Annotated in this window: 24 protein-coding genes; 19 read left to right on the top strand and 5 right to left on the bottom strand. The window is 36.8% G+C overall.

Going from position 1 to position 26,256, the window contains the following annotated elements; genetic code table 11:
* The 8 genes from AC27VX_RS10555 to AC27VX_RS10520 all read left to right on the top strand — a co-directional run bounded on the left by AC27VX_RS10555 (position 1) and on the right by AC27VX_RS10520 (position 8,193).
* Positions 1-639 carry a Crp/Fnr family transcriptional regulator gene (locus AC27VX_RS10555; RefSeq protein ID WP_488695475.1) on the top strand — a complete coding sequence of 213 codons (639 nt, stop codon included), beginning with the start codon at positions 1-3 and terminating at the stop codon, positions 637-639.
* A gap of 267 nt (positions 640-906) precedes the next feature.
* Positions 907-1,470 (top strand): YeeE/YedE family protein, encoded by a 564-nt coding sequence (locus AC27VX_RS10550; RefSeq protein ID WP_488695473.1) that lies wholly within the window; start codon positions 907-909, stop codon positions 1,468-1,470.
* Between the two features lie 27 nt (positions 1,471-1,497).
* Positions 1,498-1,980 (top strand): DUF6691 family protein, encoded by a 483-nt coding sequence (locus AC27VX_RS10545; protein ID WP_488695471.1) that lies wholly within the window; start codon positions 1,498-1,500, stop codon positions 1,978-1,980.
* Positions 1,981-2,172: 192 nt separating this feature from the next.
* On the top strand, positions 2,173-3,165 hold the full coding sequence (locus AC27VX_RS10540; protein WP_236858345.1) for an isoaspartyl peptidase/L-asparaginase family protein: 993 nt from the start codon (positions 2,173-2,175) through the stop codon (positions 3,163-3,165).
* Between the two features lie 99 nt (positions 3,166-3,264).
* Complete coding sequence (locus tag AC27VX_RS10535) at positions 3,265-3,804, top strand: hypothetical protein (protein WP_236858347.1); 540 nt, start codon at positions 3,265-3,267, stop codon at positions 3,802-3,804.
* 35 nt (positions 3,805-3,839) lie between these two features.
* Positions 3,840-4,505: a copper homeostasis protein CutC gene (locus tag AC27VX_RS10530; RefSeq protein ID WP_488695468.1), complete on the top strand. Its 666-nt coding sequence runs from the start codon at positions 3,840-3,842 to the stop codon at positions 4,503-4,505.
* Positions 4,506-4,642: 137 nt separating this feature from the next.
* On the top strand, positions 4,643-7,111 hold the full coding sequence (locus AC27VX_RS10525) for a beta-mannosidase (protein ID WP_488695466.1): 2,469 nt from the start codon (positions 4,643-4,645) through the stop codon (positions 7,109-7,111).
* A gap of 173 nt (positions 7,112-7,284) precedes the next feature.
* Positions 7,285-8,193 carry an AEC family transporter gene (locus AC27VX_RS10520; RefSeq protein WP_488695464.1) on the top strand — a complete coding sequence of 303 codons (909 nt, stop codon included), beginning with the start codon at positions 7,285-7,287 and terminating at the stop codon, positions 8,191-8,193.
* Here AC27VX_RS10520 and AC27VX_RS10515 read toward each other — a convergent pair.
* Entirely contained in the window at positions 8,185-8,655 is a 471-nt protein-coding gene (locus tag AC27VX_RS10515) for a hypothetical protein (protein ID WP_236858355.1), read from the bottom strand. The genes AC27VX_RS10520 and AC27VX_RS10515 overlap by 9 nt on opposite strands.
* A gap of 107 nt (positions 8,656-8,762) precedes the next feature.
* Between AC27VX_RS10515 and priA the strand changes: the two genes are divergently transcribed.
* The 3 genes from priA (at position 8,763) to AC27VX_RS10500 (ending at position 14,857) form a co-directional block, all read left to right on the top strand.
* Positions 8,763-11,210, top strand: coding sequence for a replication restart helicase PriA (gene priA, locus AC27VX_RS10510; RefSeq protein WP_488695462.1), 2,448 nt, complete (start codon positions 8,763-8,765; stop codon positions 11,208-11,210).
* Positions 11,211-11,371: 161 nt separating this feature from the next.
* Positions 11,372-12,841, top strand: coding sequence for a D-alanyl-D-alanine carboxypeptidase/D-alanyl-D-alanine endopeptidase (gene dacB, locus AC27VX_RS10505; RefSeq protein ID WP_236858371.1), 1,470 nt, complete (start codon positions 11,372-11,374; stop codon positions 12,839-12,841).
* Between the two features lie 84 nt (positions 12,842-12,925).
* A complete protein-coding gene (locus tag AC27VX_RS10500; protein WP_236858379.1) occupies positions 12,926-14,857 on the top strand; it encodes a M1 family metallopeptidase in 1,932 nt (643 codons plus the stop codon).
* A gap of 62 nt (positions 14,858-14,919) precedes the next feature.
* On the opposite strand, the gene AC27VX_RS10495 is transcribed toward AC27VX_RS10500, so the two are convergent.
* Positions 14,920-15,798: a cupin-like domain-containing protein gene (locus AC27VX_RS10495; RefSeq protein ID WP_236858386.1), complete on the bottom strand. Its 879-nt coding sequence runs from the start codon at positions 15,796-15,798 to the stop codon at positions 14,920-14,922.
* A 157-nt stretch (positions 15,799-15,955) separates the two neighbouring features.
* Here AC27VX_RS10495 and kbl point away from each other — a divergent pair, with 157 nt between their 5' ends.
* From kbl to AC27VX_RS10470, 5 genes are all read left to right on the top strand, one after another.
* Positions 15,956-17,152, top strand: a complete 1,197-nt coding sequence (kbl, locus tag AC27VX_RS10490) for a glycine C-acetyltransferase (RefSeq protein ID WP_236858388.1) — start codon at positions 15,956-15,958, stop codon at positions 17,150-17,152.
* A gap of 172 nt (positions 17,153-17,324) precedes the next feature.
* Positions 17,325-17,876: a CopD family protein gene (locus AC27VX_RS10485; RefSeq protein WP_300688089.1), complete on the top strand. Its 552-nt coding sequence runs from the start codon at positions 17,325-17,327 to the stop codon at positions 17,874-17,876.
* A 45-nt stretch (positions 17,877-17,921) separates the two neighbouring features.
* Positions 17,922-18,650, top strand: a complete 729-nt coding sequence (locus AC27VX_RS10480) for an ABC transporter permease (protein ID WP_236858392.1) — start codon at positions 17,922-17,924, stop codon at positions 18,648-18,650.
* A 4-nt stretch (positions 18,651-18,654) separates the two neighbouring features.
* Positions 18,655-20,325, top strand: coding sequence for a gliding motility-associated ABC transporter substrate-binding protein GldG (gene gldG / locus AC27VX_RS10475; RefSeq protein ID WP_300688098.1), 1,671 nt, complete (start codon positions 18,655-18,657; stop codon positions 20,323-20,325).
* Between the two features lie 274 nt (positions 20,326-20,599).
* Positions 20,600-21,997, top strand: coding sequence for a phosphatidylinositol-specific phospholipase C (locus AC27VX_RS10470; RefSeq protein ID WP_300688100.1), 1,398 nt, complete (start codon positions 20,600-20,602; stop codon positions 21,995-21,997).
* A gap of 58 nt (positions 21,998-22,055) precedes the next feature.
* Here the strand turns inward: AC27VX_RS10470 and AC27VX_RS10465 are convergent, their stop codons facing one another.
* From AC27VX_RS10465 to AC27VX_RS10455, 3 genes are all read right to left on the bottom strand, one after another.
* Complete coding sequence (locus tag AC27VX_RS10465; RefSeq protein WP_488695458.1) at positions 22,056-22,874, bottom strand: DUF2314 domain-containing protein; 819 nt, start codon at positions 22,872-22,874, stop codon at positions 22,056-22,058.
* A 34-nt stretch (positions 22,875-22,908) separates the two neighbouring features.
* Positions 22,909-23,547, bottom strand: coding sequence for a hypothetical protein (locus AC27VX_RS10460; protein ID WP_236858400.1), 639 nt, complete (start codon positions 23,545-23,547; stop codon positions 22,909-22,911).
* A gap of 111 nt (positions 23,548-23,658) precedes the next feature.
* Positions 23,659-24,087 (bottom strand): DUF4268 domain-containing protein, encoded by a 429-nt coding sequence (locus AC27VX_RS10455; RefSeq protein ID WP_236858401.1) that lies wholly within the window; start codon positions 24,085-24,087, stop codon positions 23,659-23,661.
* A gap of 295 nt (positions 24,088-24,382) precedes the next feature.
* On the opposite strand from AC27VX_RS10455, the gene AC27VX_RS10450 reads away from it, so the two are divergent.
* The 3 genes from AC27VX_RS10450 to AC27VX_RS10440 all read left to right on the top strand — a co-directional run bounded on the left by AC27VX_RS10450 (position 24,383) and on the right by AC27VX_RS10440 (position 26,193).
* A complete protein-coding gene (locus AC27VX_RS10450) occupies positions 24,383-24,790 on the top strand; it encodes an RrF2 family transcriptional regulator (RefSeq protein ID WP_109620007.1) in 408 nt (135 codons plus the stop codon).
* Between the two features lie 136 nt (positions 24,791-24,926).
* Positions 24,927-25,814, top strand: a complete 888-nt coding sequence (locus AC27VX_RS10445) for a sulfite exporter TauE/SafE family protein (RefSeq protein ID WP_236858402.1) — start codon at positions 24,927-24,929, stop codon at positions 25,812-25,814.
* A gap of 88 nt (positions 25,815-25,902) precedes the next feature.
* Positions 25,903-26,193 carry a putative quinol monooxygenase gene (locus AC27VX_RS10440; protein WP_236858403.1) on the top strand — a complete coding sequence of 97 codons (291 nt, stop codon included), beginning with the start codon at positions 25,903-25,905 and terminating at the stop codon, positions 26,191-26,193.
* Positions 26,194-26,256: the final 63 nt, after the last annotated feature.

The raw sequence follows: 26,256 nt of genomic DNA, 5'->3' as shown, positions 1-26,256 counted from the left end.
ATGAAGGATACTATACTTTCTTCAGAGTTTTCTTCGTCACCGGAGCTGGTAGAGAAGCTGTACCAGTATGGTACAACAAAGAGCTATCACGAGGGAGACATTATTTTAGACGAAAATGCTTCTATCCGTTCCATTCCTATCGTGATGAAAGGAATGCTAAAAGTCATCAGGACAGAAGAATACGGACGTGAAATTCTGCTCTATTACATCAAAGCGGGGGAAAGCTGTATTATGTCTTTTCTGGGTGGAATGCACAACGAAAAAAGTATTGTAAGAGCTGAAATAGAAGAAGATGCTGAAATCCTTTTTTTACCGGTAGACAAGGTTTCTTTATTTATTAAAGAACATCCGGAGTGGCTGGATTATATTTTCAGACTCTATCATAAACGATTCGAAGAACTGCTGGATATTATTAATGCCATTGCTTTCAAAAAGGTAGATGAAAGACTCCTGAACCTTCTTCAAAAAAAATCTGAGCTCTCCGGCTCTGAAACTATTCACACAACCCATGAGCAGCTTGCCGGCGAGTTGGGAACTGCCAGAGTAGTCGTATCCAGACTCCTTAAACAACTGGAAACAGTAGGAAAGCTGAAACTGGGAAGAAATAAAATTATTATTCTGAAAAATATCAATTCATAATACAGTTTTTTCATTAAAGCTACTCATATTACACCTTGTGGCGGTAAACCCAAGATTTAGCGGGATGGTTTAGCTATGCGAATTCTTATCATAAACATTTTTATAGGGTTATTATCATGAACCTCCATGCATCATTGATAGGTCCATATTTTTCTTATGTAACAAAAGTAGCAGTATCAGAAAAAAGAAAACAGGAACTTTACAAAAAGTTCAGGACCATTTTCTGATGTGTAAGATCAAAGTTTTAAATAAATTTATATAAAAAAAATGTTGGAGATCATAAAAGAACCATGGCCCTGGTATATTGCAGGTCCGTTGATTGGCCTTACCGTTCCCGCTTTGCTGATTATGGGAAACAAATCCTTTGGAATCAGTTCCTCGCTTAGGCATATCTGTGCCTCCTGTATACCGGCTGATGTGCCCTTTTTTAAATACGATTGGAAAAAAGAATCCTGGAACCTATTCTTTGTGCTCGGGATTTTTTTCGGTGGAATGATTGCCGCCAGTTTTATGCTTAATCCGGCTGAAATAAAAATTAATCCCAATCTGAAAACCGAACTGGCAGGCTATGGAATTACAGACTACAGCAATCTGGTTCCGGTCCAACTGATGAATTTTGAAAGTCTGCTGACCCTCAGAGGGTTTATTACGATGGTCGTCGGTGGGTTTTTGGTGGGCTTTGGAACCCGGTATGGAGGAGGATGCACCAGTGGACACGCAATCATGGGACTTTCCAATCTGCAATGGCCTTCCCTGGTCGCAACGATCTGTTTTATGATCGGAGGTTTTTTTATGGCAAATATTATTCTGCCGGTGATTTTATCCCTATAAGTATAATTTTAAAGAGCATTTGAAATAATGATAAAAGAAAATGATAAAAGCTGTCAGAATACTGCTGGTATGAATGAAAGTAATACTAACCGTCAATGGTACTATAACCTGAAATATCTTGTTGCGGGTATCTTGTTCGGAATTATTTTTGTGAAAGCAGAAGTGATCAGCTGGTTCAGAATACAGGAAATGTTCCGGCTGCAGTCCTTCCACATGTACGGAATCATTGGAAGCGCAGTGCTGGTAGGAATGGCTTCCGTATGGATTATTAAAAAGTTTAATATAAAAACAATAGATGGCGAACCTATTACACTCACTCCTAAAAAATTTAATAAGGGCCAAATTTATGGCGGATTAATATTTGGCTTTGGATGGGCTGTTACAGGAGCATGTCCGGGTCCGCTCTTCGCTCAGATAGGGACAGGAGCGTTGGCTGTATCGGTTACACTTTTGAGTGCCATTGCAGGAACCTGGGTATATGGATATTTTAAAGATAAACTGCCCCATTGATCATAATAAACGGATTTCATATTCAGGTGTAATTTTGTGCTTCATAGAATGTCAGTTTCCTGGTCACAGGACATAAAAAAGCCTGTTTTTTTATTCTAAAATTCTAAAAAGACTGTAGATGATTCTTCTACAGTCTTTTTAGCTTTTGTACCCGCTGGAAAATTGCTAATTTGTAAGCCTAATAAACCTGACATGCAAAGTAGACGAAACTTTATAAAAAGAACAGCAGCAGCTTCTCTTGCACTTGCTGTAAACCCTTTAGAATTAATAGCTTCTGAATTTCCGGAAAACAATAAATTTGAAAATAAACCCATTGTACTTTCTACCTGGAATTTTGGATTAAAAGCCAATGAAGAAGCATGGACTATTCTCGGAAAGGGAGGAAAAGCCTTAGATGCCGTTGAAAAAGGTGTTCGTCTTGTAGAATTAGACCCCAAAGAAAGAAGTGTCGGTTATGGCGGCCGGCCGGACAGAGACGGCAGAGTCACTCTGGACGCCTGTATCATGGATGAAAATTATAACATAGGTTCAGTAGCATGTCTGGAACATGTGAAAAATCCAATTTCTGTAGCCAGAGCCGTCATGGAAAAAACGCCTCACGTTATGCTGGTAGGAGATGGAGCCTTACAGTTTGCCCTTTCACAAGGCTTTAAAAAAGAAAATCTTCTTACCGCCGAATCAGAAAAAGAATGGAAAGAATGGCTGAAAACCAGTCAGTATAAGCCCATTGCCAATATTGAGAATCACGATACCATAGGAATGATAGCTTTAGATGCCCAGGGTAACCTTTCCGGAGCCTGTACAACCAGCGGAATGGCCTTTAAAATGCACGGCAGAGTAGGTGATTCCCCGATAATCGGAGCAGGACTGTTTGTAGATAATGAAGTAGGGGCGGCTACGGCAACCGGTCATGGCGAAGAAGTGATAAGAACAGTAGGAACACATCTTGTTGTTGAGTTGATGAGGCAAGGCAGAAACCCGCAGGAGGCTTGTAAAGAAGCGGTAGACAGAATTGTAAAAATTACTCAAAGAAGAAACAAAAATTTAAAAGATATTCAGGTTGGTTTCATTGCCATCAATAAAAAAGGAGAATATGGTTCTTACTGTATTCAGGACGGGTTTAATTTTGCCGTTTATGATCAGAAAGGGAACCGCCTTGAAAAACCGGAATTTGCTTTGAAATAAGCTGAGATCAAAATAATAATATTCTTATAACCAATTCATAACAAATATTAGAATAAATAGAACGGACTTTAGCCCGGGTACCCATTTACATCAGAATATATGAAAAAAACGATAATAGCTTCCTTATTTTTAATTGTAGCATGCAAGCAGGAAAACAAGGAGAAAGCAGTACAAACCAAGCCTCAGGTGAAAGAAAATGTAGTTGTAGAAAATAAATCCAGGGATTCTGAAGAAGCAAAAAACTGGCTGGAGAAAAACATTGAAGAGTATTTCAAAGATGACCTTGGAAATGAGGAAAAGAATATGCAGAAAATGACAACCAGAGATTATTTTGATTATAAAACAGATGCAATGAACGTTGATCTGGATGTAGATGGCAGTCTCACTGAAAAGGAGTTTCAGGATAAATGGAAAGATAAGTTTGATACGTCAAAAGCCGGAACAGGCGTTGGATTCTTAATCACAGGACAGGATTGGAATGAGATAAAGGTAACAAAATGCCAGCTGATTTCTGACGGTGATAACAGTTATTTATTTGACGTTATACTTACCGATAAAGAACTAAAAGCTGAATATCCGGTTAAAGTGAAGATTATAAAAGAAAACAGTTCCTTTTTAATTGCAGACGTAGTACAGTAAGAGCCGAAATAGAATTAAAATATACAGAAATTAAAATGCCAAAAATAGAAATAGCCTGCTTTAATCCTGAGTCAGCGATTATTGCTTTCGAAAATGGAGCAGACAGAATAGAATTATGTGCTGGTCTCAGTGAAGGAGGAACCACTCCGGAATTTGAAACCACAAAGAAACTTCGTGACAAAATAGATATCCCGATTTTTGTAATGATTCGTCCACGGGGAGGTGATTTTACCTATTCAGAAACAGAATTTGAAAAGATGAAAAACGATCTGGTTCATTTAAAGACTCTTGGTGTTGATGGTTTTGTTTTCGGCATTCTGGATGAGAATGATGAGGTCAGTATGCAACAGAATAAAGCTTTGATAGAGCTTGCTGCACCGCTTCCCTGTACCTTTCATCGTGCTTTTGACAGAGCTAAAACACTGGAAGATTCCTTAGAAAAAGTCATAGAATGTGGTTTTAAAACAATTCTTACGTCAGGTCAGAAACCCAATGTATCTGAGGGAAAAGGAAACCTGAAAAAACTGGTTGAACTAGCCGGTGGAAGAATAGAAATTCTTGTAGGAGGCGGTCTCCGTTCCTCAAATATTGAAGAATTAAGAGCGTTTACAAAAGCGGATTATTTCCACTCTTCTGCTATTACAGATGGCGGTGCTTTTGCCAATCCTGATGAGGTGGTTGCCCTTAAGAATAAATCATAAAACAAAACATACGATTGGAATTCAATCCGGTTTTTTCATTCACAGACATTAGCCTATCTGAAACGAAGTGACATACTGCATAATTTTAACGGTAAACCAATAAGGACGGAGTCCACAGCATTGTAAACAAACTATTGATGAATAAAATACTACTTTTTGCGTTGCTTTTCAGTCAGAATATCATTTTTGCACAATTTTCAGAAAGAAGCTTATCCTCTGAAAACTGGCAGTTCAGAAACCCGAAGCAGAAAAACTGGTTTCCGGCCAAAATACCGGGAACTGTTCATCTGGACCTGATGAATAATAAACTGATTCCTGATCCTTTTAAAGATGAAAATGAAAAGAAAGTACAATGGGTAGAAAATGAAGACTGGGAATATCAGACTACCTTCAGCATTTCGTCACAGGAACTAAAGAAGGAAAATATAGATTTGATTTTTAACGGACTTGATACCTTCGCAGAAATTTACCTGAATGGAAAACTGTTGAAAAAAACAGATAATATGTTTAGGAAATGGAAGGTTCCGGTAAAAAACTATCTGATAAAGGGAGATAATCTATTGCAAATCAATTTTAAATCTGCTGTCAGTACCGGAAAAGAGCTGGCAAAAGCAGTTCCCTTTACAGTGCCTGAGTCACCAAGAAGTTTTGTAAGAAAAGCACAATACCAGTTTGGCTGGGACTGGGGACCAAGGCTTGTAACAGCAGGAATATGGAAAGATATTAAGATTGAATACTGGAATACCGCGAAAATAGAAACCCTGAAGATTGAGCAGAAGAATATAGCCGATAAAAAAGCAGACCTGGCTCTTCATACTTCAATTGTGGCAGGCAAAGCAGGGAGATATAACCTTATCTTGAACGGTAAAGAGAATACCATTTCATTGAAAAAAGGACAAAACAGGATAGATATCCCTTTTACCATTCATAATCCAAAACTTTGGCAGCCAAACGGAAGAGGTGAACCCTATTTGTATGATATACAGGTTTCCTTACTCAAAGAGGCAAAAGTACTTTCAGAAAAGAACCAAAAGATGGGTTTAAGAACAGTAGAACTGATTCAGAAAAAAGATTCAAACGGAAAATCCTTTTCCTTTAAGGTGAATGGAAGCCCACTCTATATCAAAGGGACAAACTGGATTCCTGCAGATAGTTTTTTACCAAGAATTACGAAAGAAAAATACCAAAAGGTGATCAAAGATACCAAAGATGCCAATATGAATATGATTCGTATTTGGGGAGGCGGGATTTATGAAGATGATGAATTTTACAAAGCCTGCGATGAAAACGGAATTTTGGTGTGGCAGGATTTTATGTTTGCAGGAAGCTTTTATCCCTCAGATGAAGCATTTTTAAACAATGTAAAAGAAGAAGTGAAAGATCAGGTGAACAGACTTCAGAACCATCCGTCCATAGCCTTGTGGTGTGGAAATAATGAGATTGATGAAGCGATTGTCAACTGGGGATATCAGAAGCAGTTCAGGTATTCAAAGAACGATTCACTACAGGTTTGGAAGGATTATAAAAAGCTGTTTCATGATGTTATTCCTGCTGCCTTAAAAGAAAATCTTACCGCAGATAAAAATATCTATTGGCCAAGTTCTCCATCAATCGGGTGGGGGCATAAAGAAAGCCTTACAGAAGGAGATTCTCACTATTGGGGAGTCTGGTGGGGAGAACAGCCCTTTGAGATTTATAACGAGAAAGTAGGACGCTTCATGTCTGAATATGGCTTTCAGGGAATGCCTACCCTTGAAACTGCCAAATCAATGTTTTCCGGTACTCCGGAATTAAGGGTGGAAAACTCAACGGTCAAAGCTCATGAAAAACATTCCAGAGGCTGGGATATTATTAATGAATACTTAAAGCGTGATTACAAAATCCCCACTGACTTTGTGAAATACAATTATGTTTCCCAGCTGCTGCAGGCCCGCGGAATGCAGATTGCCATTGAAGCTCACCGCCGTGCAAAGCCTTATAATATGGGAACTTTATATTGGCAGCTCAATGACTGCTGGCCCGTGGTTTCATGGTCTTCCATTGATTATCTTGGGAACTGGAAGGCATTTCACTATCAGGCTAAAAGAAGTTTTGAACCTATATTGATATCCGTAGCAGAGACTGATAAAAACTATGATATTTACTTTATAAGTGATTTGCTTAAAGATTTGAAGTTTAGTTTAAAAATAGAATTGATTGATTTTGAAGGGAAAAAGCTTTGGGAGAGCAGGAAGTCCGGTGACCTGAAGGCAGATGCCAGTGAAAAAATATCGAGCATTACAAAATCACAGTTAGTCCAATTTGACACATCAAAAGCTGTTTTAAAAATCACCTCTGAAAATGATTTAAAATATGAAAAACTGTTCTTTTTTAATAGACCAAAAGATTTAAAACTTTCAAAACCTGACATTACAATCAGAAAAATATCTCCGGTGGAGATAGAAGTATCTGCAGATGTTCTGGCAAAAGATGTTTATCTGATTGGAAATACTCATTTCAGTGATAATTTTTTCGATCTCCTGCCTGGATCATCCAGGAGAATTATCCTTTCAAAACCTTTAGAAAAAGTTGAAGTCATGAGCCTCTGGGAAGTCATGAACAACTAAAATTATTTCCGGATTTTAGGCTTCTGGAAATCTGGAAGGGTTGATATGTAAAAGAAACTTTTACTAACCCCCTATTATTCCTGCTTTAATAGAAATCATACCCGAGAAAATATAAATTTTACTCTTCCAACTCAAAAATCAGCCGTAAATTTGCATCATATTTCTTTATAGTTATGGTAAATTTTGTTCTGATTGCAGTTTGCATTATTGCAGGAATGATATTCAAAGCAACAAAATCTATCCACCCTGATGCCCACAAGGGGATCAATACCTGGATTCTTTATCTTGCTCTTCCGGCAGTTTCTTTTAAATACCTGCCTAAAGTAAAATGGACAACGGAAATGCTGTTTCCTATTGCAGCTACTTTTTTAATTTCTGTATTTTGTTTCTTCTTTATGATGTTTTACAGCAAGCGCAAGGGGTACTCAAGGCGTTCAAGAAGCAGTTTAGAACTGGCAAGTGGTTATAGTAATACTTCTTTCATCGGATTTCCTCTGATCAGTGCTTTTTATGGAGAAGGGCTGCTGAGTATTGCCATTATCTGTGACCAGACTATGTTTTTTGCCCTTTCTACATTAGGAATTATAGCAGCTGTAAAAGGAGGAAGCAGATCAGGTAAGGTAAGTGCTGTATTTATTTTAAAAAGACTGGTAACCTTTCCACCGTTAGTGGGCTGTATCTCTGCTTTAGTGTTGTCACAATTTATAGATTTTACAGCTGCAGAGCCTTTCTTTGATAAGCTAGCTGCCACAGTAAGCCCCTTAGCTTTATTTTCAGTTGGACTGCAGCTAAAATTTAACGGATGGAAAAAACTGATCCCGCAAATGTCTATGTCTATGCTTTATAAATTGATTCTGGCTCCGGCAATCGTTGTGGGACTGGCTTTATTATTTGGCATCAAAGGGGATATTGCAAAAATTACCATCTTTGAAGCAGCAATGCCTACCCTGATTACTTCAAGTATCATAGCAGAGCAGTTCAGACTCAATACAAAACTTATCAACCTGATCATTGGTGTCAGTATTATTGTAGGATTTTTTACTTCTGCGTTTTGGTATGAGATGACTCAGCTTTTATTTTAGCTTAAAGTCATAAAGGAAAATGGAGTCAATATTATTCTGCCACTGTTCAAGAGAAAGACTGTTGCTTCCAACGGGCATAATGGAGGTTGAAGAATATAAAGGAGATCCTTTTAACCTGATTTTAGCTTTAAAAGTCATTTGCTTTCCGGTTTTTTGTACTGTTTTAAGTATGAAATACGGATTATTCATCATTTGTGCTTCACAAAAGGTAAATTCAATACTGTTATCAGTTATTTTATCTTTTTCAAAATTTTTCAGAACTTTCATCATATCCGGTTTATCACTGATACTTTGTTCATCAGTAATTTCAAAACCATTGATAGTATTACCTTCTATATGAGTTTTTAGGAGCAGTTTTTTTCCAATTGGAATTGTTATCTCAGTCTTTTTTATAGCTGTTTTTTCCTGTGCCTGAATAATTAATAAAAGAAACAGGAAGAACAGAGACAATACTTTTTTCATGGTTATAAAGTTTTAATTGAAAATATTGGTTTTTAAAAGAACGATAAAAATATAAATAATTGCAATTCTGTGAAGAAAAATCTAATTTTACACTTTAAAAAATTCCCTTGCAATACGCTCAAATTGTTTTACCACTGAACCTGAAAGGATCTTTTACCTATAAAGTTCCTGAAGAACTGATATCTGAAATACAACCCGGAATGCGGGTATTGGTACCGTTTGGAGGAAAGAAGATTTATACAGGAATTATATTTGAACTTCATAACAATGCCCCTGAGAATTTTGTCGCAAAGGATGTGATCAGTATGCTGGATGATAAGCCAATCCTTCCTGAGGAACAGATTCGTTTCTGGAACTGGCTTTCGGACTATTATCTGTGTAGTCTTGGGGAAATTTACAGGTTTGCTTTTCCTTCCTCATTAAAGCTGGAAAGTGAAACCTATCTAAAACTGAAACCAGGTGCTGTTATTGATTTTGAAAATCTGGATGTGAGTGAAATGTACCTTATTCAGGCACTGGAAGTTCGGCAGCTGATTAACCTTACAGATATTGAGGCTTTTATTCCTAAAAAAGAGATTATTAAAACCATCAACTCACTTATTGACATGCAGTATATTGAGATTGATGAAAAAATTGCTGAAAAATATAAAGCGAAAGAGGTTTCCTATGTAAAAATTAATGATGAGGTTTTGAGGAACCAGAATCTTACAGAAATTCTTTTAAAACTTAATAAAGCTCCCAAACAGAAAGATCTTTTCCTTTTGATTCTGGAAAAACAAACAGAACATCCGGATATTCATATTAAGAAAGCCGGACTTTTTGAAGATGGTTACTTTGGAAGTTCTCACTTCAAAGCGCTTGCAGATAAAGGCTTTGTGGAGGAATATTATATGCAGAAGGACCGTATAGAAAGCTATGAAGGAGAGATTGAAGAACTTGAAGAACTTTCCGAACAGCAGAAAATAGCTAAATCCGAAATTGATGAAGCCTTTGAAGAGGGGAAAAATGTTCTGCTTCATGGAGTCACTTCGTCTGGAAAAACCCATATTTATTTAGAGAAAATAGAAGAATGTATACAACAGGGAAACAATGTACTGTTTTTACTTCCCGAAATATCTCTTACTAAACAGATCACCCAGAGATTAGAAAAAAAATATGGCAGGCAGTTGGGATTCTACCATCAGAAGCTGACTGATTTTGAAAAGGTGGAAGTATGGAGAAGAATTAAGCAGAATGATATCCGTGTTCTGATTGCTACCCGTAATGCTTTGTTTTTACCTTATCAGAATTTAGGTTTGATTGTTGTAGATGAAGAACACGATTCTGCATACAAACCAAAAGAAGTATCTCCTTATTTTAATGCTAAAGATGCAGCATTGGTATTGGGAGGGCTTTATAAGGCGGGAGTGATCCTTGGATCTGCAACCCCTTCTGTGGAAAGTTATTACAGAGCCCGAAAAGATAAGATAAAATACGTATTTCTGAATGAAAGGTTCGGGGAGGTCAGTCTGCCGGAATATGAACTTATCAATTTCAAGGAAGCTCACGAGTCTAAAAAAGTTTCCGGAAATTTCTCTTTAAGGCTTATTGAAGAAATAAAGAAGACAGTAGACGAAAAAAACCAGGCTATTGTCCTTCACAACCGTCGTGGCTATTCTAATGTAATAGAATGTGAAAGCTGTGGATATGTGAACTATTGCTCCAATTGTGATGTGGTGATGACTTACCATAAGGCAGCTAACGAGATGAAATGCCACTACTGTGGACAAAAAGCTTCAAAACCTAAGACATGCCCTAAATGCCAATCCGAAAATTTAAATGAAAGAGGCGTTGGAGTAGAGCAGATTCATGAAGAAGTTTCTAAACTTTTCCCCGAAAATGAAGTGGATAGAATGGACGTAGATTCTATGCGTAAAAAATTTGCTTACGAAAAGCTGTATGAAAAGATAGAAGATAGAGAGACCGATATCATTGTAGGAACACAAATGATATCTAAAGGACTGGATTTTGACCATATTGAACTGGTAGCGATTCCAAAAGCAGATTCTATGCTGTATGTACAGGATTTCAGGGCAGAGGAAAGGGCCTATCAGCTGATCACACAGGTTTCCGGAAGAGCAGGAAGAGTATCCGGAAAGGGAAAAATTCTGATTCAGACTTATAATCCTGAACATTCCGTATTTCAGCTTATTAAGATGAACAATCCGGCGAAGATCTATAAATACATTCTTACAGAGCGCCAGAAATTTCACTATCCGCCATTTACTAAGCTTATTATGATTGAGCTGAAGCATATCAGAGATGAAAAGGTAGACCGTGCTTCTCAGTTTCTGGGATCTATCTTAAGAAAATATCTGCCGGAAGATTGTATTTTGGGACCGGAAAGGGCCCAGATTGCAAGACTGAATAATTTATATCAGTTTCAGATTTTGCTTAAGCTACCGAGGGGTAAAAATTATGAGAAGTTTAAGGATCTGGTTTTGATAAGTCTAAAAGAATTTGATGAAATCACTGCTTATCAAAGCGTTAAAAAAGGGGTTTTTGTGGATTTTTAACAATTTTTAACAAACTTTACAGTCTTTTATAAGCTGGCTATAGGCTTTTGTATGACAATAATTTCTACTTTTGGACGTTGATTAAGTGTTTGGCTTTTTTATTGAATGATTTAACTTATCATTTTTTATAGAGTCAAAACTATAGAACAAAAAGAAGATAGATGGTAAATTACAGAAAATATATTTCAAGTGTAGCGGTGTTGGCTTCCGGTTTTTTCCTGGCTCAGTCTACCGTTTCTACCGTTCTTTATTCTCAGAATTATGACAATCAGAAAAGCAGTTTACATCTGCCCTCACCGGTTAGTTCGGTGGTGGAAAAAGCTGTTTTGTCAGCAAAAGAACTTGTAGATATTAATGTAAACACAATGATGGCAGATCCTGTGCTGAAAAATGCAAGCTGGGGATTCGTTGTGTATGATCCAAAAACGAAGAAAGTAATCTCTTCGTACAATGAAAATACTCCTTTGGTTCCGGCTTCTACTACTAAATTATTGACTACAGAAACCGCAATGAATCTGTTGGGCGAGAACTACCGCTGGATGACCCAGCTGGAGTATTCAGGAACTGTGGATGAAAACGGAGTTTTAAATGGGAATCTTTATGTAATTGGAAGCGGGGATCCTTCGTTAGGAACCAATAAAGCAGGAGCTTCATCTTACAGAGACATTATCTCAGATTTCATAGGAGGTGTTTCAAGAGAGGGAATCAAAAAGGTAAATGGTGATATTATCATTCAGACAGCGCTTTTCAAAGGCAATATTTCAATGCTTCCGGAAAATGTTGTATGGTTGGAAAACAATAATTACTACCTGCCTGCAGGAACAACTCGTGGAATAAACCCTGCAAATGAAAAACTGATCGTTAAAAAAGGAGGTTTCTCTACAGAAAAGAAATTTTTCTACGTTTCTCCTTATGCCCATCAGATGGTATATGCTGAAAAATATGAAGGAGACGGAGTATTGACAACCAAACTTCCGGATGCACCGGCTTACCTTGCTAATTCTTTCAGAACGACTTTGGTAAAAAGCGGAATCCCTGTTACCGGAAAGGTAACTCCAAAAATGACAGATGCAGCACCAGAGAACAGAAAAATGCTTTCAGCGTATCAGTCTCCCACTTTAGGTGATATTATTTATTATACAAATCAGCACAGTGACAATTCATTAGCTGAGTCTTTGCTGAAAACTGTAGGATTCCAGAAAATAGGTGATCAGACTTCAGAATCGGGAAGAATAGTAGTAACAGGACATCTGAAAGATGCCGGCTTTGACATGTTGGGCCTTAATTACATTGATGGAAGCGGGCTTTCAAGAAGTAATAATGTGACTCCTATTTCTCAGGTGAAGTTTCTAACTTCCTTAATGGATCAGAAGTATTACAGGTCTTATCTCACTTCTTTGCCAATTGGCGGACAGTCTGGAACTTTGAAAAGAATGTTCATCGGAGGAGGTAATGGTCAGATATTTGCTAAAACGGGAACTTTAAACAAAGTAAAAACACTGGCGGGTTATCTAAAAACCAATTCCGGAAAAACATTGGTTTTCTCCCTAATGGTCAATAATTATTCCGGATCAGTAGATATGGTGAAGAAAAGAATGGAGAAAATTCTTGAACCGGCACTGGAACTTTAATTTTTTTTTATTTTATATATTATAATAGCCTTTTAATCATTGATTAAAAGGTTTTTTTTATATTTGGTTAAATATTTTCTAAGCATGACAAAATTGTACCTTTTGATATTGGGATTTTTGATATCCCAACCGTTCTACGGCCAGAAACAGGATCAAAACATTGATATGAAAGGTTTGATTGAAAAGGAAAAGAAGTCCTTTACTCACAAAATGAATATAGGGAACGTGAATGCCAATACCCTGAATTATGACCTGCAGTACCAAAGAATGGACGTTACCCTGGATCCGGCAGTTTATAATATTTCAGGTTCTGTAACTTCTCACTTTAAACCTACACAGAATATGGGAAGCATTTATTTTGACCTTTCCAATACACTGACGGTTTCGCAGGTGAAATATCACGGATCGAATATCACCAGCTTTCAGCAGCTTTCCACAAAGGAATTAAAGATTGATTTTCCGGCATCTATTCCGGCCAATACATTAGATTCTCTTACTATATATTATTCTGGAGCCCCGTCTACAGGTAATGATGCTTTTAAAACAAGCCTTCAGGGAGGAATACCTGTTCTTGCGACTTTAAGTGAGCCCTATGGGGCACAGGACTGGTTTCCTACCAAGCAGAGTATGAATGATAAAATTGACCGATTTGATTTTAAAATTACAACACCTCAAAACTATAACGTAGCAGCCAACGGGAAACTGATGTCAGAAACTTTTCCTACAGGAAGTACAAAGCTTACCTTCTGGAGAACGATGTATCCTACACCCGCTTATCTGATTGCACTGGCTATTACTAATTTTGTTAAACTGACTGATACAATCGGAAACCCTCCGTTTCCTTTTGTCAACTATGTCTATCCATCTACCAGTTCCAATGCAACAAGTATGGCGAATATTACCTGGACAAAGCAGGTAATGAATACTTTTGAGACCTATTTTGGTGAATACCCGTTCCGTAACGAAAAATACGGTCATATGGAATTTATGTATGGAGGAGGAATGGAGCATCAAACGATGTCTTCTCTGGGAGGCTGGAGTAAAACTCTTATTGCTCATGAGCTTGCCCATCAGTGGTTTGGAGATAAAGTTACCTGCGGGGCATGGAATGATATCTGGCTGAATGAGGGGTTTGCCACTTTTGGAGAACACTTGGCCAATGAAAAACTACTGATGCCCAATACAGATTTTATGAATTACCTGAATGGGCAGATCAGTTATATTACCGGAAGTCCCGGGGGAAGCGTTTATGTTCCGGATAGCGGACTTTCAAGTATCAACAGAATTTTCGACAGCAGGCTTACTTATGCAAAAGGAGGTTATGTTCTGAGAATGCTGAAGTGGATCTTGGGAGATGCCGCTTTTTACCAGGCGCTTAAAGAATACCATGCAAGGCCTGCTCTTGCTTACAATTATGTAAGGACTTCAGACTTTAATACTTCATTACTTCAGTCTACAGGAAAAGATTTTACTGAGTTTTTTAATGATTGGGTGACTGGCGAAGGATATCCTACTTATGCTATCAAATGGCAGCAATCTGGAACTCAGACTTTGTTTAAAGTTAGTCAGACACAAAGTAGTCCTACTGTCAGTTTTTTTGAAATGCCTCTACCTGTTAAAGTAATCGGAACGGCTGGGCAAACTGCTTATTTGGTGCTTAATAATACTTCCAATAACCAATACTTCCAGGAGTCTGTATCTTTCCCGATTGCAAGTGTTCAGTTTAATTATGAATACCAGATTCTGGAAAAAAACTCTACCGTGACTCAGGATAATACATTAAGCATATCGTCAGTTGAGAAAGATAACTTTGGCTTATATCCGAATCCTGCAAAAAATGAATTATATATAAAGGGAATTAATAAGACTGTTGAGTTTTCCATTCATGCTCTTGATGGAAAACTGGTAGGAAAAGGAACGTATCAGCCGGGTAAGGCAATAGGAATCTCAGAATTGGTTCCGGGCGCTTATATTTTTACGGTTGATGAGAAAAATATCAAGTTTATTAAACATTAATGATTTCTGACAAGCCCCTTATTGGGTATAATATTCTTGATTGATAATTATAAACGAAGCTTTCATATTTGAAAGCTTCGTTGTTTTTTGATTGATCTGTTGGCCTTTCTAACAGCTTTTCGTACTTTAAAATCAAACCATTTCTGTCTAAATACATTTCGCATTACATTATCAAAATGTCTGATCAGAACAAGGTTTTTAAAACCTCTCCATTTTTCAAGCCATCCTGAAGGCAGGGCTCTGATAGAAACAGAATAACCTTCCGTTTCATATTGTATATAATGCCACCATCCGGAAGGAATATAGAGGGTTTCTCCCGGTTTAATAACAGCTTCATAGCCGTTTACATATTTTAATCCCGGAAATTCCGCATAGTCAGGCTCTTTAATATTAGTAATGCTATGAAAATTATAGGGAAGTTTGTAAAGTAAATCAGACTGTTCCCAAGGGAAAAGCCATATTTTTTTGATTCCCTGAAACTGGGTGATAAAAACGTGAGACATATCAATATCAACATGGTTTCTGGTAATTGAACCCTCGCCTCCGAAGAACATAAAAGGAAGCCATTTTAAAATTTTTCCTTTTGTAACATCATTATAATGAATATCATTTTTAAGCTCGGGTTTAATGGTTAATAAATTAAATAAGAAAAGGCGGTGCTCGGTAGGAGAGGAGGTAATCAAATCAAGATACTCTGAAAAAGTGCTTTGTCCTATCGGTTTGCTGGCTACTCGGTCCAGTGATTCAATCTCGCTACCGTAAATATTGACTTTATGTTCGCCTGCAATTTCTTTAAAATAATCATAATTCCACTTTTTAAAAGCAGGGCTTTCCGGATCTGCAAAATCTTGAAGAATAACCGGAATTCTTGGCTTCATATGCTTCTTGATAAAGGTTTCGGGACTTATTTTTTTTATTTTCTGTGCCGGAACTAATTTCATACGCTCAAATTTTAAACAAATATAGGTATTATCCTACTGAAATTATAGACTAATATCGTTAAAACTGAATATAGCACCAATTTTTTAGAATTAAACATATAAAAGGTTTTATTTTGCGGCCTTTTTAGTAAATTAGCACATCTAAAAAATTACTAAAATGATCTCTGAAAAATACCTTCAACATTTACAGAATGAACTTCAGAATATTGAGAGTGACGGACTTTACAAAAAAGAAAGAATCATCACTTCTCAGCAAAGTGCAGAAATAGAAGCTAATGGTAAAAAGCTATTGAACTTCTGTGCGAATAATTATCTGGGATTATCCAACAATCCGGAAGTAATGAAAGCTTCTCAGGATATGATCCAGTCTCATGGGTATGGAATGTCTTCTGTACGTTTTATCTGTGGTACACAAGATATTCACAAGGATTTAGAGAAAAAGATTGCAGATTTCTTAGGTCTTGAAGATACAATTCTTTATGCAGCGGCATTTGATGCGAATGGTGGAGTTTTTGAACCATTATTTACAGAAGAGGATGCTATTATTTCAGATGAATTGAATCATGCTTCTATCATAGACGGAGTTCGTCTTTGTAAAGCCGCAAGATACCGATATAAAAATAACAATATGGCTGATCTGGAAGCTCAGTTAATTGCAGCTTCTGAAAAGAATCACCGTTTCAAAATCATCGTTACAGACGGAGTATTCTCTATGGACGGGATTGTTGCAGACTTAAAAGGAGTTTGTGATCTTGCTGATAAATATGATGCTTTGGTAATGGTAGACGACTCTCATGCAACAGGATTTATTGGGAAAACAGGCCGTGGTACTCATGAAGCAAATGAAGTAATGGGAAGAGTAGATATTATTACTTCTACATTAGGAAAAGCTTTGGGTGGTGCCTTAGGAGGATTTACTTCCGGTAAAAAAGAGATTATTGATATGCTGAGACAGCGTTCAAGACCGTATTTGTTTTCAAACTCTTTAGCTCCAGGAATCGTAGGCGCTGCTTTGAAGGTATTGGATATGATCTCTGACGATACATCACTTCGTGATAAAGTAATGGAAAATGCAGACTATTTCAGAACAGAGATGAAAGCAAAAGGCTTTGATATTCCGGACGGAGATGCTGCGATTGTTCCTGTGATGCTTTACGATGCTCCGCTTTCTCAGAAAATGGCTGAAAAGCTAATGGATGAGGGAATCTATGTAATTGGTTTCTTCTACCCTGTAGTACCGAAAGGAAAAGCAAGAATCAGAGTACAGTTATCAGCTGCTCATACCAAAGAACATCTGGATAAAGCGATTGCTGCTTTTGAAAAAGTAGGAAAAGAATTAGGAGTGATCTCTTAATCGTTGAATTGGTCCAATCAATGAAAATATAATGTTCGGCTCGGGCAGCTTTGCTGCCCCGAGCCGAACTATTTTTTTATAGAACTCCATTTTAATTAGGTTTTCCTGATCAAAAGAAATTTATTTTTAACAATTATATAATAAGCTTATCTTTGCTGTTAATTTTTTCTGAATGCTTTATACAATAATCAAAGCGCTGCACATTATTTTTATGGTGAGTTATTTTGCGGGAATTTTTTATCTCGTGAGGATTTTCGTTTACTATAAGGATACCGATGAATTTCCGGGAGAAAAAAAGAAAATTCTTAGAGAGCAGTACACATTTATGGCCAGAAGACTCTGGAATATCATTACCGTTCCGGCAGGAGTCATTATGACAGTATGTGGATTGGTCATGATCGCCTTAAATCCGGGGTTGATGAAAATGGGATGGTTTCATTTAAAACTTACCTTTCTTATCGGGCTTGCTGTTTACCATTACTGGTGCTGGAAAAAAGTACTTCATTTAAAGGTACTGAACGGAGACCCATTAGAAACTGCCAATATCAAACTGAGACAGGCGAATGAAATTGCGACATTCATTTTGTTTCTGGTCGTATTCACGGTTATTTTAAAATCAATGGCAATTGAATATTGGTGGCAATTAATTACAGGATTTTTCGTTCTTGTATTTCTGATCATGATGACCGTAAAACTTGTAAATAAAAATAAAAAAAACAAATAATTGTGGAGTAGGATATCTATCTTTTCTACACTTTACTAAAAAACTATGATTGCAATTTTAAAGAAAGAACTTTGGAGTTACTTTGGAAACTGGAGCGCATGGGTGATCATTGCCGCTTTCAGTTTGATAGCGACCCTTTTCCTGTTCTTTTTCGACAACGATTCTAATATTTTTGAGATCGGAATGGCCTCGCTGCAGAGCTATTTTGTATTGGTTCCATGGCTGCTGATGTTCATCATCCCGGCGCTTTCCATGAAAACTTTTGCTGAAGAACAGCAAACCGGAACATTGAACTGGCTTTTTTCACAACCTTTAAAAATTTCAGATCTGGTAACAGGAAAATTCCTTTCCGTATGGATCGTGGGGATTTTATGTCTGATTCCTTCTTTGATCTACCTTTATACGGTATATGTGTTAGGAGTTCCGGCAGGGAATATTGACCTTGGGATGACTCTTGGAAGTTACCTGGGGCTGATTATGCTCATTGCCGCATTTTCCGGAGTGGGAATTTTGGCATCTTCATTATCACAAAACCAGATTATGGCTTATCTTCTGGGTGTTTTCATGTGCTTCATTATGTACTTTGGAATCGAACAGCTGGCGAGCTACAAACTTCTGGGAGGAGCAGATTTTCTTCTTCAGAATATAGGATTTTATCAGCATTTCTTAGGCTTCACAAGGGGTCTTATTGATTTTAAGGATGTAGCTTATTTTATTCTGGTCATTGGAGCTTCATTAGTATTGTCCAATCATTTTATAAACAAAAAGAAGTAGAATTATGAAGAAGATCAATGCTAAATCTCCACTGGGAATTTTCTTATTTGTGATTGTTCCCCTTGTTATTATCCTGGCGTATTCAGGGATCAGATTAGACCTTACAAAAGAAAAAAGATATACTCTTTCCGACAGTACCATCAAAGTGCTGGAGTCTGTGAAAAAGCCTCTTACTGTTGAAGTGTATCTTGAAGGTGACTTTCCGGCGAGCTTTAAGCAGCTTCAGAGCGAAACGAAGTTCATGCTGGAAGAGTTCAGAAAAGTCAATTCAAAGATTGATTTTAAATTCATCGACCCGATTAAGACAAAAATGTCTCAGGATACCCTGATGGCGATGGGAATGGAACCTTCTATTCTTCCGGATATCAAAGATGGAAAGATCTCACAGATCACTCTTTTTCCCTATGCTGTTATTAAATATGGAAATGATGGGGCATCTATACCTTTGGTAGTACAGCAGGCAGGTATAGACGCAGATCAGCAGCTTACCAGATCAATTGAAGGTCTTGAATACAGCCTTGTATCCAATATTAAGAATATTGCAGTTGATAAGAAAAAGAAAATAGGGATTCTGGTAAATCATGATGAATTGAGTGCTGAAGAATTTCAGGGATTTGTGCATCTGGCAATGGAAAACTATGATGCAGGACCTATCATTCCTAAGAACCAGGCCGAACTTTCACAGGAAGATGTTCCTTTGCTAAAGCAGATGAGTGCTTTGGTGATTGCAAAGCCAAGAAAAGCTTTTACAGATAATGAAAAAGTAATCCTTGACCAATATATCATGAATGGCGGGAAAACGCTTTGGATGATTGATGCCGTAAATGCTGAAATGGATACACTGACAAGGTCTAAAAAAGTAATGCCTTTCCCGGTAGATATCAATATGACAGATTTCTTTTTCAATTATGGGATAAGAATCAATCCCGCTTTGGTAAAAGATGTTAAGAAGTTTGCTTTGCTGAGACTTGTAACAGGAGAAGTAGGCGGAAATCCCCAATATACAAGTCTGCCATGGCCATATTACCCATTGGGAATTGCTGAAAGTAATAATCCGATTACTAAAAATATTAATCCTGTAAAATTTGAATTTCCAACTTCTATCGATACGTTAGGAGGAAGAAAGAATATCAAAACAAAAGTTCTTTTCGAATCCAGTGAAAGAACATTGCTGAAACAGGTTCCGAATTATGTTGATCTGAAAGAAATTGCAAGCGTAGACAGCCTTGGGCAAATGGAAAAGCCAAGCACACCCAAAATCTTTGCTGTAGCACTGGAAGGGAAATTTAACTCTGCTTATGCATCAAGAATTGAAAGGAAATCTTATCCTGGATTTAAAGCTGCAAGTCCTGAAAATAAAATGATCGTTATTGCAGACGGAGATGTTGGAAGAAATAAAGTAATCAAAGGGAAACCGCTTCCGCTGGGAGTGGATCTGCTGACTAACGAACAATTTGGAAATGAACAGTTCCTTAGAAATGCATTAGATTATCTGTTAGATGACAGTAATCTAATGGAGCTGAGAAATCGAAATATTGAAGAACGACTTCTGGACAGGCACAGAATCACCGAAGAAAAAACCAACTGGCAGTGGTTGAATTTATTACTTCCGCTGGTGATTATAGGTTTGATAGGAGGGTTATTCTTCTGGTTGAGAAAGAAGAAATTTGAATAAAAAAAGAGAAGCGAAAGCTTCTCTTTTTTGTTTATATCCAGTGTGAAGCCTCTTTGCTTTCTTAGATTTTTTAGTTTTTACACAGTGACTTTTTATTTGTGCCTTTATATAAATATAGATAAAATGATTTTTTATCATTATCATTTAAAAAAATAGTGATTTCTTTCAGGAAATACCTATTCTCTAAAATCCGTATTTATACGCTAATAGCATTCTTTATTTCTCTCTAGTTTTGTATGATAAGTGTAAATAAATATCACAAAATCATACTATCATGCCAACAAAACGACATAACAGATTTCTCCTCCAAATGATGGATGGAGTAAGTAATTTACGAATTGTAATAACAGAACATAGCATTTCTTCAGGGGAGCCCTGGGAAAATATACCGGATATTATTCAGAAGTCCGGAAATACGTGGGAAATAGATGTTCAGGCGGGAAGGCATGGGACTGATACAGTTGCCCAATGGTTTAAAAATAAAATATCAGGCGGTAATGCCATTGGCTGCAGTTCTAATGACGCATTGCCTGGCAAACTGAATTTTGCATTTACCTGTACACTGTCTTTTGATTATCAGAACAGACATTGTGAGTTATATGATATTCAAATAGGGCAGGGGCACAATTCAAAACTGGAAAATAACTGGTGGATTGGCAGCCGGAATCTTAAAAAAAATTCAGGAACTTATATTTTGGAAACGGGTGAGAATATTTATTTCAAATGTAATATTTTGGTTTCAGGAGTCAATCAGTTTTATTGCAAGTTTAATGCTTCTGAATGGATGGGTAAAGTGAATCAAAAAAACTCATTGAAAGCTTTGAGTATCCCGGGAACCCATGACTCGGGTACTTACAAAATTTCTTCTGCAGCCTTTGGAGCACGGTGTCAGAATTATGATATCCAGCAGCAGCTTGAGAACGGAATTCGTTTTCTGGATATCAGATTGGTAAATTCTTCATACTCATCTGACCCATTAAGTCTCTATCACGGTATTATCTCCTGTGATGTTACATTTGGTGAAGTATTGAATGCTTGTCAGACATTTTTGAAAAATCACCCTTCCGAAACTGTTTTAATGTCCGTCAATAATGAGAAAAGCGGACAGGATATTTCTGAAAATTTCATGTATTATCTTAAAAAATATAACGGTCTCTACTATCAGGGAAACTCTGTTCCGGACCTGGGACAGGCCAAAGGAAAGATTGTGTTTTTTTATAGATTTGATCTGAATACCGGAAACTCAGGAATAGATAAAAGCAAAGCAGGAGTGAGATTCGGACCCTGGAAAGATGATGTTACTTTTGAAAGTGAAAATGCACAAGGACAGAAGTTTTATATCGAAGATAACTATCAAAGTTATGACACCCATAAAAAAGTAAAGTATGTACAGGAAAATCTGGAAAGAGCTATGAAAAAAGATTCGGCAAACGAGTCTATAATGTATGTGAGTTTTAACAGTATTGCCTTTGGAGCATTTCATCATACACCCTACCAGTACGCCTGGGGTGGAATAGGAGTAGATCCTGCTATGAATCCGTGGTTGAAGCAATACACAAATTATTCCGGGCAAAGGCGTCTGGGAATTATTCCTCTGGATTTTTATAACAATGGGGGAGGAAATCCCATTGAAACCGGGCTTGTTGAAAATATTATTAAGTCAAACCATTAATCAAAACAAAAAAGAGAAACTTGAACGTTTCTCTTTTTTGTTTTGATTAAATATTCTGTTAATTTTCCAATACAGGAATAATGTGATCCCATTTCAATTGTTTTGCATAGTCTAAAGCTGTTTTTCCATTTCCGGATAGAATATTTTTATCGGCTCCGGCCTTCAAAGCAACCTTTACAGTGGTGAGATTTCCTGCAATAGTCTCTCTGTGAAGAAGAGTCAGACCATGGTCGTCAATATTGAGGATTTCATCAGGATATTGTTGCAAGAACTTATCGAATTCATCCTTCATATTTTGGCTCATAGGATGTTCAATAAGGTTTTCAGGGTTTTCTTTCTGGTTATTAACCACCTGAATGTCGTTGAAGTCACCAAAGTCGAGCTGCCAGGCTTCATCATGATCCTTTCTTTCTGCCTCAGACATATCAGCACGCATTTTCTGAATCGTAAATCCACCGTAGGTTTTCGGAAGTACGGGTGATGATGATGAAAAGAGTTTGGAGAGTCCTTTAGGCTTCTGCACATTCGGAGTTATCGCAAAAAGCCAGTCGGTAAGATGACTTAAAGGTATCTCTACATAATCGCCCACCTGAATATTTTTAAGCTCATTAGGTTCATTGATCAGGTAGCCTTTGATACTGTTACCGTCAAAAAAAACTTCGTTGATCCACATATGCTCAGCAAGATTTTCTCCTGTCTGTTCATCCTGCTCTTCAAAAAGAGTCTTTACACAGGCTACATCAAGCCCGGGGATAATTCTTCTGTATTCCCACGATTGCTCACGCCAGAAATACTTAAAAGTATCCTGTGCTTTTTGATAGGCTTTAATCATTTCCGGGTCATTTCCGTCTGTAAAAAAAACTGGACTGTCTTCCATTATAATAAATTGTGATTAGGTGATAAAAAAATAATTATTTTTGATAGGCTTCCTTAGGTAATAATGTGGCGGTTCTGTAATAGCTGATGTCGGATGAAAATTGTTCCTGAAGATCCTGAAAGGTATCATAATCATAATGTTTCCAGTTTTCCTCGTGGTCAGGATCAGAAGTTTTGTCGATGGCAAGTTCCAGTTTCCCGTCTTCCTGATAGCTGCATTCTATCGCTGCATATATTTCTCCGCTTTGATCAGATGTATACCAGCATTTAACCGTTTTTTCAAGTTGGGGCTCGGCTGTTTCATTGTCAATAACCTGAGAGCATATAAAATTTTCAGGATCATCTGTTTTGAAGACAGTCTTTGATATTAAAGGCATATCATCTACAGAAAGCGAGTAAAGTTTGTTGGTAGAAATAATAAAATGACCGCTTGTTTCTCTTTTTTCAATATCAAAAAAGTCAGATTTTTCTTTCAGGTAATCCAGTACCTGTTCCTCGTTTTCGTGATCACTTAGAAAGTAGTTGATATTGTATATACTATCTTCACTGATGAATTCTATTTCTTTCAGGAAATCCGAACCTTTGTCATAGTAATACAGATGATATTCATTTAGCTTCGCAGCATTGCTTTTGGATATGACTTCTCCAAAAATGTTTTTGTACACTTTTTTCATTTTTAATCATGTTAGTTAGTTTCATTTATTAGTTTAAGTGGTATGAAGCAAAGATAAGTTTCTTTTTTATCTTATCCTTTAGTGTATATTAGTATAATTTTCATAAGGATTTCATATATCCTTTATAAAATCCTCATATTCGTAGTAAAACCTTTCAAATCCGTCCATTTTGTCGTAAAAGAATTCAAAAATTTCTTGCCATGTGTTTTTGTTAAATACTGATACACTGTGTTTTTCTACCCAGATTCTGCTAATAACTTTGCCATTTTCCAGGCTGTAATATTCTTCTTTATGAAACTCTCCGATGAAGTCTTTTAAAATATCTTCCAGCGACCAGATTTTTTCATAGTAAGCATTCCGGAAGATTTCATCTTTCATTTCAATATCTAACGATACTTCTACTTTTTTATTATCTGCAGAGAATTTGAATGCCATATCCTTGACTTTGGTATCATAGAGAATCCATTTTCTTGGAAAAGATTTTCCAAAAGCTGTCCAAAAGTCTTTTTTTAACTGCTGTGCTTCTTGTTTACTGAACATAAGACAAACATAATGATTTAATGGGAAAAAGGCAAAATTGTTGGGACAAAGAAAGCGGATAAGGTGACGTAATTTATTTTAAACCTTATTTAGCCAATTTATTACTCGTCATAAAAATAAAGTCTAATGAAATAAGATTCTGGAGAACCGTTTTTTGTTGCAATAAAAGGTGAGGGTAGTAGGGTTTTGTGTATAATGTGCTTATTTTCAATTTTTTATAGCTTCTGGTCTTCTTTATTTTTTCTACTTTTCTAACCTTTTTCAAATATTAAACAATTTTCTTACTTTTGCTGTAATGCTTTCAAAAAAATCTCAATATGCGTTTAAGGCACTTTCATATCTTGTAGAAAAAAGAAATGAAGGGCCTATTCTTATTTCCGAAATCGCGGAACACAAAAAGATTCCTTTAAAGTTTTTGGAAAATATTCTGCTTGAACTGAAAAAAGCGGAGATTCTCGACAGTAAAAAAGGAAAAGGGGGAGGATATTTCCTCAAAGAAAAGCCTGAAAATGTAAAACTGGCCAAGATTATCCGTCTTGTAAACGGCCCTATTGCCATGCTTCCCTGTGTAAGTCTGAATTTCTATGAAAAATGTGAAGACTGTAATGAAGATCACTGCGGGCTCCATGATGTACTGATCGAAGTTAGGGATGCCTCTTTAAATATTTTAGAGAAAAAAACTTTAATGGATCTGGTTGACTAAACCTGATCCTTTTTTTTGAATTGTTAGTCTATCTTTTTGGTAGGATAATTATTTTATCAGATATTTGCAATGCTTCAGCTTTATCTCATGCGGATGGTGGATGAAGATGTAAATACACCGAAACGATATATTATATATGGTAATTTCAAGAAAAGTCCAGGTAAGGCTTAACTTACTTTTTGTAACCGTAGCAATTTTAGGTATTGCCGTATTTTCTATGTACGAATTAGGGTATCTGGATGAGCTTTTAAACATATTAGCCAAAGACAATTATATTTTCTACTGGATGCTGTTAGTAGGTGTTTTTGCAGAAATTGTTGCAGGATCTATGGGAATGGGCTACGGCGTAATTTGTACAACGACACTTTTACTCCTCAATATTCCCCCACATATTGTAAGTGCCAGTATTCATTCTGCAGAAAGTTTTACAACGGCTGCAGGAAGTGTAAGCCATATCAAACTTAAAAATGTAAGTAAAAACCTGGTTAAGAAACTGGCGATTCCTGCTGTTATCGGTGCCGTTATTGGAGCTGTTTCCTTAACATATCTGGGAGAATATTATGCCAAAATTACAAAAACACTTATTGCATTTTATACATTATATCTCGGGATACAAATCTTATCAAATGCTTTCAAAGGAAAACAAAGTAAGGCACTGAAAAGAAAAACAAACCTCACAAGACTTGGTATAATCGGTGGTTTTATAGATTCATTCGCAGGAGGAGGATGGGGGCCTCTGGTTACCGGAACACTGATCAAAAATGCCTTTACCCCCAGATTTGCAGTAGGAAGTTCTACCGTAGCCAAGTTTATTCTGACTGTAACTGCTGCAGTTACTTTTTTCTTTACCCTTGGTATTCAGCATTGGAACATTATTCTCGGGCTTTTGATAGGAGGAATTATAACGGCTCCTTTTTCCGCTATGCTTACCGCCAGACTTCCTGTGAAGAAGATGTTTCTGATGATTGGACTTCTGGTGATTATCATGAGTTCCATAACTATTTATAAATCAGTTTTCAATTAAAAAACATGTTAAATGTTCAAAAATAAAAGCATTAAAAATATATTTGGTTTTGAAAATATTCTACTTTTACATCACTAAATATTAGAACATGAATTTACATATCATTGCACTCTTTAAATTTAATGAAAACTATCTGATGGATGCGGTAGAGCTGTTTCAGAACCTTGTGAAAGAAACAAGAAAGGAAGAAGGCTGCCTGCAGTATGACCTTATTGAAGATAAAGATAATAAGGGGACTTTTTTCCTTATTGAGCTATGGGAGAGTGTAGAACACCACAACAGACATATAGGGCAAGATCATCTGCTGGATTTCCGTAAAGATGCTTCCAGAATGATGGAGAGCTCGACGGAAGTTTATAAAGGATTTAAAATCTATTAAATAATATAAAAGGCGGTTTCAAGAAGTTGAAACCGCCTTTTTATTAGAAAAAATAGAAAGTAT

The organism is Chryseobacterium sp. 14P4.3.2, from assembly GCF_057799275.1.
Note: the sequence above shows the minus strand (reverse complement) of the source record. Positions and strands in the feature narration are given on the sequence as shown.

Excerpts from the sequence above, each read along its gene's own strand:
- AC27VX_RS10480 (WP_236858392.1), top strand. The coding sequence starts at position 17,922 with ATGATTGCAATTTTAAAGAAAGAACTTTGGAGTTACTTTGGAAACTGG.
- AC27VX_RS10495 (WP_236858386.1), bottom strand. The coding sequence starts at position 15,798 with ATGAAATTAGTTCCGGCACAGAAAATAAAAAAAATAAGTCCCGAAACC.
- AC27VX_RS10525 (WP_488695466.1), top strand. The coding sequence starts at position 4,643 with ATGAATAAAATACTACTTTTTGCGTTGCTTTTCAGTCAGAATATCATT.
- AC27VX_RS10460 (WP_236858400.1), bottom strand. The coding sequence starts at position 23,547 with ATGAAAAAAGTGTACAAAAACATTTTTGGAGAAGTCATATCCAAAAGC.
- AC27VX_RS10455 (WP_236858401.1), bottom strand. The coding sequence starts at position 24,087 with ATGTTCAGTAAACAAGAAGCACAGCAGTTAAAAAAAGACTTTTGGACA.
- AC27VX_RS10535 (WP_236858347.1), top strand. The coding sequence starts at position 3,265 with ATGAAAAAAACGATAATAGCTTCCTTATTTTTAATTGTAGCATGCAAG.
- AC27VX_RS10465 (WP_488695458.1), bottom strand. The coding sequence starts at position 22,874 with ATGGAAGACAGTCCAGTTTTTTTTACAGACGGAAATGACCCGGAAATG.
- AC27VX_RS10540 (WP_236858345.1), top strand. The coding sequence starts at position 2,173 with ATGCAAAGTAGACGAAACTTTATAAAAAGAACAGCAGCAGCTTCTCTT.
- gldG (WP_300688098.1), top strand. The coding sequence starts at position 18,655 with ATGAAGAAGATCAATGCTAAATCTCCACTGGGAATTTTCTTATTTGTG.
- AC27VX_RS10470 (WP_300688100.1), top strand. The coding sequence starts at position 20,600 with ATGCCAACAAAACGACATAACAGATTTCTCCTCCAAATGATGGATGGA.
- AC27VX_RS10500 (WP_236858379.1), top strand. The coding sequence starts at position 12,926 with ATGACAAAATTGTACCTTTTGATATTGGGATTTTTGATATCCCAACCG.
- kbl (WP_236858388.1), top strand. The coding sequence starts at position 15,956 with ATGATCTCTGAAAAATACCTTCAACATTTACAGAATGAACTTCAGAAT.
- AC27VX_RS10485 (WP_300688089.1), top strand. The coding sequence starts at position 17,325 with ATGCTTTATACAATAATCAAAGCGCTGCACATTATTTTTATGGTGAGT.
- AC27VX_RS10550 (WP_488695473.1), top strand. The coding sequence starts at position 907 with ATGTTGGAGATCATAAAAGAACCATGGCCCTGGTATATTGCAGGTCCG.
- AC27VX_RS10555 (WP_488695475.1), top strand. The coding sequence starts at position 1 with ATGAAGGATACTATACTTTCTTCAGAGTTTTCTTCGTCACCGGAGCTG.
- AC27VX_RS10545 (WP_488695471.1), top strand. The coding sequence starts at position 1,498 with ATGATAAAAGAAAATGATAAAAGCTGTCAGAATACTGCTGGTATGAAT.
- AC27VX_RS10515 (WP_236858355.1), bottom strand. The coding sequence starts at position 8,655 with ATGAAAAAAGTATTGTCTCTGTTCTTCCTGTTTCTTTTATTAATTATT.
- AC27VX_RS10520 (WP_488695464.1), top strand. The coding sequence starts at position 7,285 with ATGGTAAATTTTGTTCTGATTGCAGTTTGCATTATTGCAGGAATGATA.
- dacB (WP_236858371.1), top strand. The coding sequence starts at position 11,372 with ATGGTAAATTACAGAAAATATATTTCAAGTGTAGCGGTGTTGGCTTCC.
- AC27VX_RS10440 (WP_236858403.1), top strand. The coding sequence starts at position 25,903 with ATGAATTTACATATCATTGCACTCTTTAAATTTAATGAAAACTATCTG.
- AC27VX_RS10450 (WP_109620007.1), top strand. The coding sequence starts at position 24,383 with ATGCTTTCAAAAAAATCTCAATATGCGTTTAAGGCACTTTCATATCTT.
- AC27VX_RS10530 (WP_488695468.1), top strand. The coding sequence starts at position 3,840 with ATGCCAAAAATAGAAATAGCCTGCTTTAATCCTGAGTCAGCGATTATT.
- AC27VX_RS10445 (WP_236858402.1), top strand. The coding sequence starts at position 24,927 with ATGGTAATTTCAAGAAAAGTCCAGGTAAGGCTTAACTTACTTTTTGTA.